Annotated in this window: 14 protein-coding genes; 11 read left to right on the top strand and 3 right to left on the bottom strand. The window is 71.9% G+C overall.

Annotated features, from left to right (window positions below; genetic code table 11):
* The first annotated feature begins 388 nt into the window (after positions 1–388).
* From ABZ862_RS22350 to ABZ862_RS22335, 4 genes are all read left to right on the top strand, one after another.
* Positions 389–1,042: a response regulator transcription factor gene (locus tag ABZ862_RS22350; RefSeq protein ID WP_360960674.1), complete on the top strand. Its 654-nt coding sequence runs from the start codon at positions 389–391 to the stop codon at positions 1,040–1,042.
* 5 nt (positions 1,043–1,047) lie between these two features.
* Positions 1,048–2,295: a HAMP domain-containing sensor histidine kinase gene (locus ABZ862_RS22345; protein ID WP_360960844.1), complete on the top strand. Its 1,248-nt coding sequence runs from the start codon at positions 1,048–1,050 to the stop codon at positions 2,293–2,295.
* 433 nt (positions 2,296–2,728) lie between these two features.
* Complete coding sequence (locus tag ABZ862_RS22340; protein WP_003993510.1) at positions 2,729–3,025, top strand: DUF4193 domain-containing protein; 297 nt, start codon at positions 2,729–2,731, stop codon at positions 3,023–3,025.
* Between the two features lie 13 nt (positions 3,026–3,038).
* The gene (locus ABZ862_RS22335; protein ID WP_360960672.1) at positions 3,039–4,079 is read left to right on the top strand and encodes a hypothetical protein; all 1,041 of its coding nucleotides are present in this window, start codon (positions 3,039–3,041) and stop codon (positions 4,077–4,079) included.
* Between the two features lie 189 nt (positions 4,080–4,268).
* Here ABZ862_RS22335 and ABZ862_RS22330 read toward each other — a convergent pair whose 3' ends face one another.
* The gene (locus ABZ862_RS22330) at positions 4,269–4,736 is read right to left on the bottom strand and encodes a DUF3093 domain-containing protein (protein WP_360960671.1); all 468 of its coding nucleotides are present in this window, start codon (positions 4,734–4,736) and stop codon (positions 4,269–4,271) included.
* 58 nt (positions 4,737–4,794) lie between these two features.
* On the opposite strand from ABZ862_RS22330, the gene ABZ862_RS22325 reads away from it, so the two are divergent.
* The 7 genes from ABZ862_RS22325 (at position 4,795) to ABZ862_RS22295 (ending at position 11,715) form a co-directional block, all read left to right on the top strand.
* Positions 4,795–5,379, top strand: coding sequence for a PaaI family thioesterase (locus tag ABZ862_RS22325; RefSeq protein ID WP_360960669.1), 585 nt, complete (start codon positions 4,795–4,797; stop codon positions 5,377–5,379).
* 116 nt (positions 5,380–5,495) lie between these two features.
* Positions 5,496–6,047 carry a dUTP diphosphatase gene (gene dut / locus ABZ862_RS22320; protein ID WP_360960842.1) on the top strand — a complete coding sequence of 184 codons (552 nt, stop codon included), beginning with the start codon at positions 5,496–5,498 and terminating at the stop codon, positions 6,045–6,047.
* 1 nt (position 6,048) lies between these two features.
* The gene (locus ABZ862_RS22315) at positions 6,049–6,810 is read left to right on the top strand and encodes a DUF3710 domain-containing protein (protein WP_360960667.1); all 762 of its coding nucleotides are present in this window, start codon (positions 6,049–6,051) and stop codon (positions 6,808–6,810) included.
* Positions 6,811–7,090: 280 nt separating this feature from the next.
* Positions 7,091–9,775, top strand: a complete 2,685-nt coding sequence (locus ABZ862_RS22310; protein ID WP_360960665.1) for a sensor histidine kinase KdpD — start codon at positions 7,091–7,093, stop codon at positions 9,773–9,775.
* A complete protein-coding gene (locus ABZ862_RS22305) occupies positions 9,772–10,455 on the top strand; it encodes a response regulator (protein ID WP_360960663.1) in 684 nt (227 codons plus the stop codon). Before ABZ862_RS22310 ends, ABZ862_RS22305 begins: the two co-directional genes overlap by 4 nt.
* 84 nt (positions 10,456–10,539) lie before the next feature.
* The gene (locus ABZ862_RS22300) at positions 10,540–10,938 is read left to right on the top strand and encodes an OB-fold nucleic acid binding domain-containing protein (RefSeq protein ID WP_360960661.1); all 399 of its coding nucleotides are present in this window, start codon (positions 10,540–10,542) and stop codon (positions 10,936–10,938) included.
* A gap of 3 nt (positions 10,939–10,941) precedes the next feature.
* Positions 10,942–11,715, top strand: coding sequence for a DUF3159 domain-containing protein (locus tag ABZ862_RS22295; protein ID WP_360960659.1), 774 nt, complete (start codon positions 10,942–10,944; stop codon positions 11,713–11,715).
* 199 nt (positions 11,716–11,914) lie between these two features.
* Here the strand turns inward: ABZ862_RS22295 and ABZ862_RS22290 are convergent, their stop codons facing one another.
* On the bottom strand, positions 11,915–12,592 hold the full coding sequence (locus ABZ862_RS22290; RefSeq protein ID WP_360960658.1) for a TrkA family potassium uptake protein: 678 nt from the start codon (positions 12,590–12,592) through the stop codon (positions 11,915–11,917).
* A complete protein-coding gene (locus tag ABZ862_RS22285; protein WP_360960656.1) occupies positions 12,589–13,260 on the bottom strand; it encodes a TrkA family potassium uptake protein in 672 nt (223 codons plus the stop codon). The genes ABZ862_RS22290 and ABZ862_RS22285 overlap by 4 nt, the downstream gene beginning before the upstream one ends.
* Positions 13,261–13,603 lie beyond the last annotated feature (343 nt).

Genomic DNA, 13,603 nt, shown 5'->3' with positions numbered 1-13,603 from the left:
GGATGGTGACGTACCGCATGGCGTGGCGGCAGACACATACAGAGCGTGATCGCGGGGTGTAAAGCCGTCCTCCCCCCGCTCCCTTCCCGGGAAACCTCAACGGCGCGAGAATGTTCGGCATTCCCGCCTTCCCCGTGTCCCCGCCTTCCCCGTGTCCCCGGGGCCGCCCCGCCCGGCCTCCCACCCCCGGGCCCGGTCCCCCGCTCCAGGGAAGGGCCCTTGCGGCCCGCGGGGAGGGACCCTCGTGACCTGGGCTGGCGGCCCGTCAGACGCCTTACCGCCGACTTATGGCCGAAAAGGGCAGGATGGAGGTCACACACCCACGGAACACCCTCCCCGCGTGTGCCCGAGTGGTGCCGCGCGGGGGGACAGAGGAAGGACAAGCGACGTGCGCGTACTCGTCGTCGAGGACGAGCAGCTGCTCGCGGATGCGGTGGCCACCGGACTGCGCCGGGAGGCCATGGCCGTCGACGTCGTGTACGACGGTGCGGCCGCCCTGGAGCGCATCGGCGTCAACGACTACGACGTGGTCGTCCTCGACCGCGACCTCCCGCTCGTGCACGGCGACGACGTCTGCCGGAAGATCGTCGAGCTGGGCATGGCCACCCGCGTGCTGATGCTCACCGCGTCCGGCGACGTCAGCGACCGTGTGGAGGGCCTGGAGATCGGCGCCGACGACTATCTCCCCAAACCCTTCGCGTTCAGCGAGCTGATCGCGCGCGTCCGCGCGCTGGGACGGCGTACCAGCGTGCCGCTGCCGCCCGTCCTGGAGCGCGCCGGCATCAAGCTGGACCCCAACCGCCGCGAGGTCTTCCGCGACGGCAGAGAGGTGCAGCTGGCGCCGAAGGAGTTCGCCGTCCTGGAGGTGCTGATGCGCAGCGAGGGCGCGGTCGTCTCGGCGGAGCAGCTGCTGGAGAAGGCCTGGGACGAGAACACCGACCCGTTCACCAACGTGGTGCGCGTCACGGTCATGACCCTGCGCCGCAAGCTGGGCGAACCGCCCGTCATCGTCACCGTCCCCGGCTCGGGCTACCGGATCTGATGACCGTGGCCGCGACCCCCGCCCCTCCCCAGGCACCGCCGAAGCCGACCTGGGACCCCAGGAAGCCCGAGCCCCCGTTCCCCTGGCTGCGCCCGACGATCCGGATAAGGCTCACGCTGCTGTACGGCGGCATGTTCCTGATCGCCGGCATCCTGCTGCTGTCGATCATCTATCTGCTGGCCGCCCAGGCCCTGAACACGGGCAACGAACCCCTGTTCAAGATCGCGGGCGGTACGGAGATCAAGGTCACCAGCGACAACTGCCCGGCCGTCAACACGGGCAATCTGACGCTCACCGAGTTCAACTCGGCGATCAGCGCCTGTATCGACCACCAGCGGCAGGTGGCGCTGGACAACCTGCTCAGCCGGTCACTGCTGGCCCTGCTCGGCCTCGCCGTGATCGCCTTCGCGTTCGGCTACGCGATGGCGGGCCGGGTGCTCTCCCCGCTGGGGCGGATCACCCGGACCGCCCGCGCGGTGGCCGGCTCGGACCTCTCCCGCCGGATCGAGATGGACGGACCGGACGACGAGCTGAAGGAACTCGCCGACACCTTCGACGAGATGCTGGAGCGGCTCCAGCGGGCCTTCACGGCCCAGCAGCGGTTCGTCGGCAACGCCTCGCACGAACTGCGCACCCCGCTCGCGATCAACCGCACCCTGCTGGAGGTGCATCTGTCCGATCCGCAGGCGCCGGTGGAGCTCCAGCAGCTCGGCAGGACGCTGCTGGCCACCAACGAGCGCAGCGAGCAGCTCGTCGAGGGGCTGCTGCTGCTCGCCCGCAGCGACAACCAGATCATCGAGCGCAAACCCGTCGATCTGGCCGAGGTGGCCTCCCAGGCCGTCGATCAGGTGCACGCCGAGGCGGAGGCCAAGGGCGTCGCGATCCGCGGTGAGTGCGGACCGGCGGTCGTCCAGGGCAACGGGGTGCTGCTGGAACGCATCGCGCTCAACCTCGTGCAGAACGCCGTGCGGTACAACGTGCCCGAGGGCGGCTGGGTCGAGGTCAGCACGGAGGTACGGCACGGGCAGGCGGTGCTGGTGGTGTCGAACACCGGCCCGGTCGTGCCGGCGTACGAGATCGACAACCTCTTCGAGCCGTTCAGACGGCTGCGTACGGAGCGCACGGGCAGCGACAAGGGCGTGGGTCTCGGCCTGTCCATCGCCCGGTCCGTGGCCCGGGCGCACGGCGGCCACATCACCGCGCAGCCCCGCGAGGGCGGGGGGCTCGTGATGCGTGTCACCCTGCCGCTCTGAACCGGTGCCGCAGCGGCCCCTGCGGCACCGGGAGACGACAGCCGACACACGGAGGATGTTCGCTTTGCGCGGAATTTTCCGGGCACCCGTCTGACCGTAGGATGTGTGATCGATCACATGGGCGATTTTCCGGCCATATACTCTCCGTGGCTGAAGTACCCGCCGTAAAGCCGGGAAAGTCCGGGTTTTCAGGGCTCTTGATCACGGGAAGTACTCGGTGAGACGCCTTTGAGGTGCGGCCTTCCGACCGTGTACGGTCCCCATCGCCATCCAAGCCGATCACTCTTGGGGAGTCCGGTTGGGTGTCGATTGAGTAACAGACCTTGATGTGAGGCAAAATCTCCGCCTCAGGTCGGGCACAAGTCCGGCCTCTCGCGCGTTACGTGCGCTGGAGACACCGCAGAACCGCAGACACCCAGAGGGGGAGAGCGACATGGCAACCGATTACGACACTCCACGTAAGACCGACGACGACGTCGATTCGGACAGCCTCGAGGAACTCAAGGCCCGGCGCAACGACAAGTCGGCCTCCGCGGTCGACGTCGACGAGTTCGAGGCCGCAGAGGGGCTGGAGCTGCCCGGCGCCGACCTCTCGAACGAGGAGCTGGCCGTCCGGGTGCTGCCGAAGCAGCAGGACGAGTTCACGTGCATGAGCTGCTTCCTGGTGCACCACCGCAGTCAGCTGGCCAGGGAGAAGAACGGCCAGCCGATCTGCCGCGACTGCGACTGAGGCGGGGTCGGCCGTGACTGGCTCGACCCCACCTCGGAAGCGCCGCTTCCTCGGCGCGGAAGCGGACCAAGGGCCGTTCATCGGCCCGCAGCGCGCGCGTGACGACGAGCGGGGCTCATCCGGTGCCGGACCGTCCGGCGGAGGAGCCCCGCTCGACGCTGCGGAAGCCCGGGACGCCGAGATCCTCCGGGATCCCGGAGCCGGCCCGGACCCCGCGGCCGACCGGGACGTCCGGGACGGCCTGCCCGCGGTGGCACGGCCCGCCGGACCCGCCGCCCGGCGACGGACGGCACGGGTGGCGCGGATGGCTGAGATCCGCGACCTGGCCTGGGACCGGACCCGGGAGAGAGCCCTGGAAGGGGTCCGCAGGGGCGGCGACCGCGCCCGCGCGGGGCTGTCCTCGCTCGCGGACCGGATCATCGACCTCGCGCCGCGTGTCCCGGTCCGCGACCTCGCCACGCTGCGCGCCCAGTTCCCCGGCCTGGGGCCCGAGCAGCTCGCCGACAAGCTCGTGGCGGGTGCCGCGGCCGCGACGTCGGCGGTCGGGGCGGGAGTGGGCGCGGCGGCCATGCTGCCGGTGCCGCCCGCGATGCCCACCGAGATCGCTGTCGAGATCACCGGGGTCGCGGCGATCGAACTGAAGCTGATCGCCGAGCTCCACGAGGTCTACGGCCTGCGGCCGCCCGGCGGTGTCAGGGAGCGCAGCGTCGCGTATCTGTCCTCCTGGTCGGGGGAGCGCGGCATCCAGGTGCTCAGGCCGTCCACGGTGAACTCGGCCGTCAGCAGCCGTATGAAGCGCGAACTGCGCCAGCAGATCATGAAACGGACGGTCCGCGACCTGCCCAACCTGATGCCGTTCATGGTGGGGGCGGCCGTCGGCGCGGCCATGAACCACCGGGACACCAGGAGAGTCGCGGAGCGCATCCGCAAGGACCTCAGACACGCGCGGATCCCCTGGGACGTGCTGCCGGAACTGCCCCCGCTGGAGAGTCCGGACGACCCGCTGCCGATGGACGAGATCACCGGAGGACCCGGCACCGGCGGCAACGGCTGATGCCGGTGCGGTCTCTGTGACCGCTCTGTCCTCCGTGTCCTCTGTGAGTGCGGTGGCCCCCGTGGCGTACGACCGACCCGGAAGCCGTCGCGGCCCGGCCCGCGCCGGGACGGTGGCCGGACCCCGGGAACCGGGTCGCCGCCGTGGTCCCCGGCCCCCTACGGGAGGGGCGGGTCCCGCCGCCCCGTGTCACGCCGGGGCGGCCTTGCGGGCCGCCTCGATGGCGGCCGCCAGCCGCTGCGGCTCCCGCGTGGACAGATACAGGTACGGCGTCGGGTCCGCGGGGTCGGTGACCTCCACGCGCAGGGCCGTGGGGATGTAGGAGCGCAGCAGCAGGAAGGCGCGGGTGTCGGCCTTGTGGGTCCGCCAGGCGCGGGCCTCTTCGGCGTCCATGACATGCGCCTCGCCCAGCGCCGTCACGGGGATCTTCGCCTCGCCCGCGATCAGCGAGTCGCCCACCACACGGATGCGCAGCGAGCCGTACGCGCTGGCGACGACCGCCGCCGCGGCCGTACCGCCGACCAGGCCGGCGAGCAGCGGCAGAGTGCCGAGCGGCAGCAGGATCAGAGCGAGCGAGATCCCGACCAGGAAGCAGATGACCCACCAGGAGCGGGGCGCGGTGAGGCGTTCGTCGTACGGGGACGCGGAGAGCTGCATGGAGCCAAGCTTGGCACGGTGTCCGGAATGGCCCGACGCGCGGGTAAGGTCTGCGGCTGTGAGCCGTAGTCCCGCATCTCTCGAGCCCCCCGCCGACGCCGTGAGCCCCGTGCGTCATCCCGAAGCCCCCGCCCCCGGCGAACTGCTGGGCGCGCACTACGGGGAGTGTTTCGGCTGCGGCGGCGGCCAGCCCCACGGACTGCATCTGGCGGCCCGCGCGGGCGAGGGCGTCTCGATCACCGCCGAGTTCACCGTGCAGCCGGCCCACCAGGGCGCACCCGGCCTCGCCCACGGCGGGGTGCTCGCCAGCGCCCTCGACGAGACCCTCGGCTCACTGAACTGGCTGCTGCGCACCATCGCGGTGACCGGCCGGCTGGACACCGACTTCGTACGGCCCGTTCCGGTGGGCACCACGCTGTACCTGGAGGCCGAGGTGACGGCGGTCGCCGGCCGGAAGATCTACTCGACCGCCACCGGACGCATCGGCGGTCCCGGCGGCCCGGTCGCGGTCCGCGCCGACGCGCTGTTCATCGAGGTGAAGGTCGACCACTTCACCGACAACGGCCGCCCCGAGGAGATCCGCGCCGCGATGGACGACCCCGACCAGCTCCGCCGCGCCCGCGCCTTCGAGGTGAACCCGTGACCGGTGACTCCGTGACCGGTGACCGCGCGTCCGGAGGTCCCACGTCCGGTGACTCCGTGACCGGTGACCGCGCGTCCGGTGTTCCCGGGGCCGGGGAGCCCGTGCCGGGGCAGCCCGTGGGCCGGGGTCCCGTGCAGGTGCTCATCCGGCGCGTCGACCCCGGCGTACCGCTTCCGTCGTACGAGCACCCCGGCGACGCGGGAGCCGATCTGCGCACCACCGAGAGCCGTGAACTGCGGCCCGGCGAGCGTGCCGTGCTGCCCACCGGGGTGTCCGTCGCCCTCCCGGAGGGGTACGCGGCCTTCGTGCATCCGCGCTCCGGCCTGGCCGCCCGCTGCGGCGTCGCTCTGGTCAATGCCCCGGGGACGGTTGATGCCGGGTACCGTGGGGAGATCAAGGTGATCGTGGTGAATCTCGACCCGCACGAGTCCGTACGGTTCGAGCGGTTCGACCGGATTGCCCAACTGGTCGTCCAGCAGGTCGAGAGGGTCCGCTTCCGGGAGGTCGCGGAACTTCCCGGCTCGGCACGGGCCGAGGGGGGCTTCGGATCCACCGGCGGCCATGCCGCGGTGGGCGGGGAGAGCGGCACAGGCGGTCGGGTCGCCGAGGGCGGCCGGACGGGTGGGAATCGATACGCTTCGGTCGTATCCGACCGGGAAGGACAGTGACGTGTTCGGACGTCGCAAGAAGAAGGGTGCCGCCGAGGACGCGGCCGGCGAGGCCGAGCAGGTCGTCGACAGCGTCGGCACCGAGGCGGACGAGGAAGGCGAGCGCGAGCGCGTACGGCTCGAGCCCGAGCCGCGGCCCGACGGGCCCTGGGACGGCACCGAGGTGCGCGACCCCGCCGAGGGACGCGTGGACCTGGGCGGGCTCTTCGTGCCCGGCGTGGACGGCATGGAACTGCGCGTGGAGGTCGCGGGCGACGCGATCGTCGCCGCGACCGTCGTCCTGCGCGACAGCGCCGTGCAGTTGCAGGCCTTCGCCGCGCCCAAGCGTGAGGGCATCTGGGGCGAGGTGCGCGAGGAGATCGCGTCCGGCATCACCCAGCAGGGCGGCATCGTCGACGAGGTCGAGGGGCCGCTGGGCTGGGAACTGCGCGCCCAGGTGCCCGTCCAGCTGCCGGACGGCACGGGCGGCTTCCAGGTCGTGCGGTTCGTCGGCGTGGACGGTCCGCGCTGGTTCCTGCGCGGGGTGATCTCGGGCCAGGGCGCGGTGCAGCCGCAGGCCGCCGGGCTGCTCGAGCAGATCTTCCGGGACACGGTCGTGGTACGCGGCGAGGGCCCGATGGCGCCCCGTGACCCGATCGTCCTGAAGCTGCCGAACGACGCGCAGATGGTCCCCGAGGGCGTCCAGCAGGACGAGGGCACCTCGCGCTTCTCGGGCGGCATGGGCCAGCTCCAGCGCGGCCCGGAGATCACCGAGGTCCGCTGACCGGCGGCATCTGCCCCACCTGCCCCACCGGAACACCGGCACGGCGGAAGCGACACCGCACAGCAGACCGATGCAGCACAGCAGGGCCGTGCCCGGACGCCGGGTACGGCCCTTCGCCGTGCGCGGGCGCATGGCCGCGCGAGGCCGGCCACGCACGTCAGGGTTGCGTCAGGGTTGTGTCAAAGGCGGGTCGCGGGCCGCCCTCCCGTTCCGTTCGGCGGGGCGGTTGGCCGTAGGGTCGTCGCTGCGCAGGGGACCGGCACGGAAAGACGATGAGGCCATGGCACGCGGCAAGCTCCGGATCTATCTCGGCGCGGCACCGGGGGTGGGGAAGACCTACGCGATGCTGTCCGAGGCGCACCGCCGGGCCGAGCGCGGCACCGATGCCGTGGTCGCCTTCGTGGAACACCACGCACGGCCGCGCACCGAGACGCTGCTGCACGGGCTGGAGCAGATACCGCGCAGGGAACTCGGCCACCTCGGCGGGACGTCCACCGAGATGGACGTGGACGCGGTCCTGCGCCGCGCCCCGGCCGTCGCCCTCGTCGACGAGCTCGCGCACACCAACGTCCCGGGCTCGCGCAACGCCAAGCGCTGGCAGGACGTCGCGGAACTGCTGGCCGCGGGGATCGACGTGGTGTCCACGGTCAACATCCAGCACCTGGAATCGCTCGGTGACATCGTCGAGTCGATCACCGGGATCCGCCAGCAGGAGACCGTGCCGGACGAGGTGGTGCGGCGCGCCGACCAGATCGAGCTCGTCGACATGTCGCCGCAGGCACTGCGCAGGCGGCTGGCGCACGGCAACGTCTTCCCGCCGGACAGGATCGACGCGGCCCTCTCGAACTACTTCCGCCCCGGCAACCTCACGGCACTCAGGGAACTGGCCCTGCTGTGGGTGGCGGACCGGGTGGACGAGTACCTCACGGAGTACCGCAGCGAGCACCGGGTGTCGCGGATCTGGGGCTCGCGGGAGCGGATCGTCGTCGGCCTGACCGGCGGCCCGGAGGGACGCACCCTGATCCGGCGCGCCGTACGGCTCGCGGAGAAGGGCGCGGGCGGCGAGGTGCTGGCCGTGTACATCTCCCGCAGCGACGGCCTGACCTCGGCGTCCCCGAAGGAACTCGCCGTGCAGCGCACCCTGGCCGAGGACCTGGGCGGCACCTTCCACCATGTGGTGGGCGACGACATACCGGACGCCCTGCTGGACTTCGCCCGGGGCGTCAACGCCACCCAGATCGTCCTCGGCACCTCCCGGCGCAAGGCCTGGCAGTACGTCTTCGGGCCCGGCGTGGGCTCGACCGTGGCCCGCGAGTCGGGGCCCGACCTGGACGTCCACATCGTCACCCACGAGGAGGCGGCCAAGGGGCGCAGGCTGCCCGCGGCCCGGGGCGGCCGGCTCAGCCGGGGCCGGGTGGTGTCGGGCTGGGCGGTCGGGGCGGCCGGACCGGTGGCCCTGGCGGTGCTGCTGGACGTCGTGCACCTCGGCCTCGCCAACGACATGCTGCTGTTCCTGACGCTGACCGTCGCGACGGCTCTGCTCGGCGGCCTGCTGCCGGCGCTGGTGTCGGCGGCCCTCGGGTCCGTGCTGCTGAACTACTACTACACGCCGCCGCTGCACCGCCTGACGATCTCCGACCACCGCAACCTGGTGGCCCTCGCGATATTCGCCGGCGTGGCGGCGTCGGTGGCGTCGGCCGTGGACCTCGCCGCCCGGCGTACGGACCAGGCGGCCAGACTGCGGGCGGAGTCGGAGATCCTGTCCTTCCTCGCGGGCAGCGTGCTGCGCGGCGAGAACACCCTGCAGGCGCTGCTGGAGCGGGTCAGGGAGACGTTCGGCATGGAGTCCGCGGCCCTGCTGGAACGCGGCGGCGGCACCGCTCCCTGGACCTGCGCCGGACGGGCGGGCCCGGGGGACCGGTCCCTGGCACGGCCGGAGGACGCGGACGTGGACGTCCCGGTCGGCGAGCACATGGCGCTCGCCCTGACCGGCCGGGTACTGCCCGCGGCCGACCGGCGGGTGCTGGCCGCGTTCGGCGCGCAGGCCGCCGTGGTGCTGGACCGCGAGCGCCTGCGGGCGGAGGCCGACCAGGCCCGCGCCCTCGCCGAGGGCAACCGCATCCGCACGGCGCTGCTCGCCGCCGTCAGCCACGATCTGCGCACCCCGCTGGCGGGGATCAAGGCAGCGGTCACCTCGCTGCGCTCGGACGACGTGGTGTGGTCGCCGGAGGACCGGGCGGAGCTGCTCGCGTCCATCGAGGAGGGCTCCGACCGGCTGGAGCATCTGGTGGGCAACCTGCTGGACATGTCCCGGCTGCAGACCGGCACGGTCCGCCCGATCGTCCAGCGGGCGGACCTCGACGAGGTGGTGCCGATGGCGCTCGGCGGGGTGCCCGAGGGCAGCGCCGAGCTGGACGTCCCGGAGTCGCTGCCGATCGTGCTGCTGGACAAGGGGCTGGCGGAGCGGGTGGTGGCCAACCTGGTGGAGAACGCGGTCAAGTACAGCCCGCCCGGCGAACCCGTCCTCGTCGCCGCCAGCGCCCTCGGGAACCGGGTGCAGGTGCGGGTCGTCGACCGCGGTCCCGGCGTGCCGGACGAGGCCAAGGAACGCATCTTCGAGCCCTTCCAGCGCTACGGCGACTCCCCGCGCGGCGCCGGGGTGGGCCTCGGCCTCGCCGTGGCCCGGGGCTTCGCCGAGGCGATGGGCGGCACCCTGGAGGCCGAGGACACGCCCGGCGGCGGCCTCACGATGGTCCTCACCGTCCACGCGGCCCCGCCGCCCCCCGAGTTCCCCGAACCCCCCGCCGGGCCGCCCGCCGCCTCGCCCGCCCCGGTCCCGGCGGCTCCCGTCCCGGCCGATCCTGCTCCCGTCACCCCGGCCCCGGCCCCGGCCCGCACCGCCCCGGCTCCGGCCCCGGAACAGCCCGCGCAGGGCTCCGTACCACCTGAAAGGCAGGACTCATGACCCGGGTGCTGGTCGTCGACGACGAGCCGCAGATCGTGCGCGCCCTCGAGATGAACCTCAGGGCACGCAAGTACGAGGTCGACGCGGCGTCCGACGGCGCCACCGCCCTCCGGCTTGCCGCCGCCCGCCCCCCCGACGTGATCGTGCTGGACCTCGGGCTGCCCGACATGGACGGTGTCGAGGTGATCAGGAAGCTGCGCGGCTGGACCCGGGTGCCGGTCCTCGTGCTGTCCGCCCGGCACTCCTCCGACGAGAAGGTCGAGGCGCTGGACGCGGGCGCCGACGACTACGTCACCAAACCGTTCGGCATGGACGAGCTGCTGGCCCGGCTGCGGGCGGCGGTGCGGCGGGCCGAACCCGTGGGCGGCGACGAGGAGGACGTCCTGGTGGAGACCGACGCGTTCACCGTCGACCTCGCGAGGAAGAAGGTCGGCAGGGGCGGCAAGGACGTACGGCTGACCCCGACGGAATGGCACCTCCTGGAGGTGCTGGTACGCAACACCGGCCGCCTCGTCGGCCAGAAGCAGCTGTTGCAGGAGGTGTGGGGGCCGTCGTACGGGACGGAGTCCAATTACCTGCGGGTCTACATGGCGCAGCTGCGCCGCAAGCTGGAGACCGACCCCTCGCACCCGAAGCACTTCATCACCGAGCCGGGAATGGGATACAGGTTCGAAAGGTGATCGGGGGGCGGCCGGGACCTTGGCCGGTTCGGGTGACGGGCCCGTGGGTACGTAGCTGTCCGTACACCCCGGTACCCTTCAGACATGGGCGCTGTTCCTCATCCCGATAAGCCGGCAGGTCGTTTCCGGCGCATGCTCGGCCGGCTCTCCACGTCGCAGGCGGACCTGGAGTCCGAGGAGCTGCGTGAGGACGCGGACGACACGGGCTGTACCAGGATCGACGACTGCCATGACCGGCAGCTCGTCACGGTCACTGGTACCTTGCGCACGGTCACGCTGCGGCCGCGCGCGGGCGTCCCGGCCCTGGAGGCCGAACTGTTCGACGGTACCGCCGCGCTGGACGTGGTGTGGCTGGGCAGGCGCTCCATAGTGGGGATAGAGCCGGGGCGCAGACTGATCGCGTCCGGCCGGGTCTCGATGAGCCGGGGCCGCCGGGTGCTGTTCAATCCGAAATACGAACTGAGACCCCTCGGACGGGAGTAGCCGGTGACGTCACTCGACAAGCCGACGACCGAAGACACCACTCAGCAGGACGACGCCCGGGCGGTGACCGAGGCCGCGCTTTTCGAGGCGTTCGGCGGTGTCCGGGGCATGGTCGAGACGGTGCTGCCCGGCCTGCTCTTCGTCACCATCTTCACCATCGACAAGGATCTGCACTGGTCGGCGATCGCCGCCCTCGCGGTGTCCGTGGTGCTGGTCGTGGTCCGGCTGGTGATGCGGGACACCGTCAAACACGCCTTCAGCGGCGTCTTCGGCGTGGTGTTCGGTGTCGCCTTCGCGATGCTGACGGGCAACGCCAAGGACTTCTATCTGCCGGGCATGCTCTACACCCTGGGGCTCGCCGTCGCGTACATCGTCTCGGCGGTCGCCGGATATCCGCTGATCGGGGTACTGCTCGGCCCGGTCTTCAAGGAGAACCTCTCCTGGCGCACCCGTAACCCCGGGCGCAGGACCGCGTACGTCAAGGCCAGCTGGGCCTGGGGTCTGATCCTGCTCGCCAAGTGCGCCGTCCTCTTCCCGCTGTACTGGTGGGCCGACACCACCCAGCTGGGCTGGGTCCTGATCGCCCTGAAGATCCCGCCGTTCCTGCTCGCCGTCTGGCTGACGTGGGTGTTCCTGGCGAAGGCGCCCGCGCCGATCGACGTGTTCGCGGAGATGGAGGCGGAGGAGCGCGCCGAACGGGAGCGCGAGGAGGCCCTGGCCCGCGAGCGCGGCGACTCCCCGGCCCCCGAGCCCGGCCGCCACCGCCGCGGCTCGTAGCCCCGGCAGGAGGCCCGCACGGGGCTGTGAGGCCGGACGGCGGCCCGCTTGCGCACCGTTGACGGCATACGCCAGGGGGCGGGGAGAGACCAGCTCTCCCCGCCCCCTGGCGTGCGTACGGCCGCGTACCGCCCCCGTGGTCGCCGTACCGGCCCCCGGGTGACCCCGAGGCCGGCCCGGTGACCCCGTGACCGAGCGGCTAGCGCTCCTCGTCCTCCCGGCGCACCGACAGCAGGTCCTCCAGCTGCCCCTCGCGGGCCTGGGCGGCGACGAAGAGAAGCTCGTCGCCCACCTCCAGCGCGTCCTCGCGGGACGGCGTGAGGACCCGGGTGCCGCGGATGATGGTGACCAGGGACGTGTCCTGCGGCCACTCCACCTCGCCGACCGGGGTGCCCGCCAGGGCCGACTCCTCCGGCAGCGTCAGCTCGACGAGGTTGGCGTCGCCGTGGCTGAAGCGCAGCAGCCGGACCAGGTCGCCGACGCTCACCGCCTCCTCGACCAAGGCGGACATCAGGCGCGGCGTGGAGACGGCCACGTCGACGCCCCACGCCTCGTTGAAGAGCCACTCGTTCTTCGGGTTGTTGACGCGGGCGACGACCCGCGGGACGCCGTACTCCGTCTTGGCGAGCAGCGAGACGACCAGGTTGACCTTGTCGTCGCCGGTCGCGGCGATCACGACGTTGCAGCGTTGCAGGGCGGCCTCGTCCAGCGAGGTGATCTCACAGGCGTCGGCGAGCAGCCACTCGGCCTGCGGCACACGCTCGACCGAGATGGCGGTCGGCGCCTTGTCGACGAGCAGGACCTCGTGACCGTTCTCCAGCAACTCGCCCGCGATCGAACGGCCGACCGCACCGGCACCGGCAATGGCGACCCTCATCGCTGACCGCCCTCCTCGGGACCCTCGGCGAACGCCGACTCGACCTTCTCGACCTCGTCGGTCCGCATCATCACATGCACCAGGTCACCTTCCTGGAGCACCGTCTGCGACGAGGGCAGCATCGCCTCGCCGAGCCGCGTCAGGAACGCCACCCGGACCCCCGTCTCCTCCTGCAACTGGCTGATCTTGTGCCCCACCCAGGCGGACGAGGCATGCACCTCGGCGAGCTGGACGCCGCCGGTGGGATCGCGCCACAGCGGCTCGGCGCCCGAGGGCAGCAGCCGGCGCAGCATCTGGTCGGCGGTCCAGCGGACCGTGGCCACGGTGGGGATGCCCAGGCGCTGGTAGACCTCGGCGCGCCGGGGGTCGTAGATACGGGCCGCGACGTTCTCCACGCCGAACATCTCCCGGGCCACCCGCGCGGCGATGATGTTCGAGTTGTCGCCGCTGGAGACCGCGGCGAAGGCGCCGGCCTCCTCGATGCCCGCGTCGCGCAGGGTGTCCTGGTCGAAGCCGACCCCGGTGATCCGGCGACCGCCGAATCCGGGGCCGAGGCGGCGGAAGGCGGTGGGATCCCGGTCGATCACGGCAACCGTGTGGCCGTGTTGCTCCAGGGTCTGGGCGAGAGCTGAGCCCACTCTCCCGCAGCCCATGATGACGATGTGCACGCCCGTCCTTCCGAAGGCAAGAATTGTCCGTTGTCAAGAATAATTTGACTTGGCCTTACCAGACTCTCAGAACCGGCGCCCAAGCTACACACGGACCTTCCCCGGGCGGCACCCCCGTGCACCCTTCGACGATCAGTTCCGGGTCGGCCCCGGGATCAGCGCCTGCTGATGCTGCGGACGCTGACGAGAGTCAGAATGGCGAGGCCGACAAGTGCGGCTGCGGCACCGATGAGTTCCGCGGGGGCTGGCGACATGGGGTCTCCCGGGGGACGGTTGAGGGCGGCATGCGAAGGGCAGAGGTGAGGGTGGTGACGGGAGTGGGCAGAGCGATCGAAGTGATGGG

Origin of the sequence: Streptomyces sp. NPDC047000, from assembly GCF_040644295.1 — a bacterium.
Taxonomy (GTDB): Bacteria; Actinomycetota; Actinomycetes; order Streptomycetales; family Streptomycetaceae; genus Streptomyces.
Note: the sequence above shows the minus strand (reverse complement) of the source record. Positions and strands in the feature narration are given on the sequence as shown.

What these genes read in the sequence shown, in the direction of transcription:
- ABZ862_RS22300 (WP_360960661.1), top strand. Translation starts at nt 10,540, where the DNA reads ATGGGCGCTGTTCCTCATCCCGATAAGCCGGCAGGTCGTTTCCGGCGC.
- ABZ862_RS22330 (WP_360960671.1), bottom strand. Translation starts at nt 4,736, where the DNA reads ATGCAGCTCTCCGCGTCCCCGTACGACGAACGCCTCACCGCGCCCCGC.
- ABZ862_RS22340 (WP_003993510.1), top strand. Translation starts at nt 2,729, where the DNA reads ATGGCAACCGATTACGACACTCCACGTAAGACCGACGACGACGTCGAT.
- ABZ862_RS22290 (WP_360960658.1), bottom strand. Translation starts at nt 12,592, where the DNA reads ATGAGGGTCGCCATTGCCGGTGCCGGTGCGGTCGGCCGTTCGATCGCG.
- ABZ862_RS22310 (WP_360960665.1), top strand. Translation starts at nt 7,091, where the DNA reads ATGGCACGCGGCAAGCTCCGGATCTATCTCGGCGCGGCACCGGGGGTG.
- ABZ862_RS22305 (WP_360960663.1), top strand. Translation starts at nt 9,772, where the DNA reads ATGACCCGGGTGCTGGTCGTCGACGACGAGCCGCAGATCGTGCGCGCC.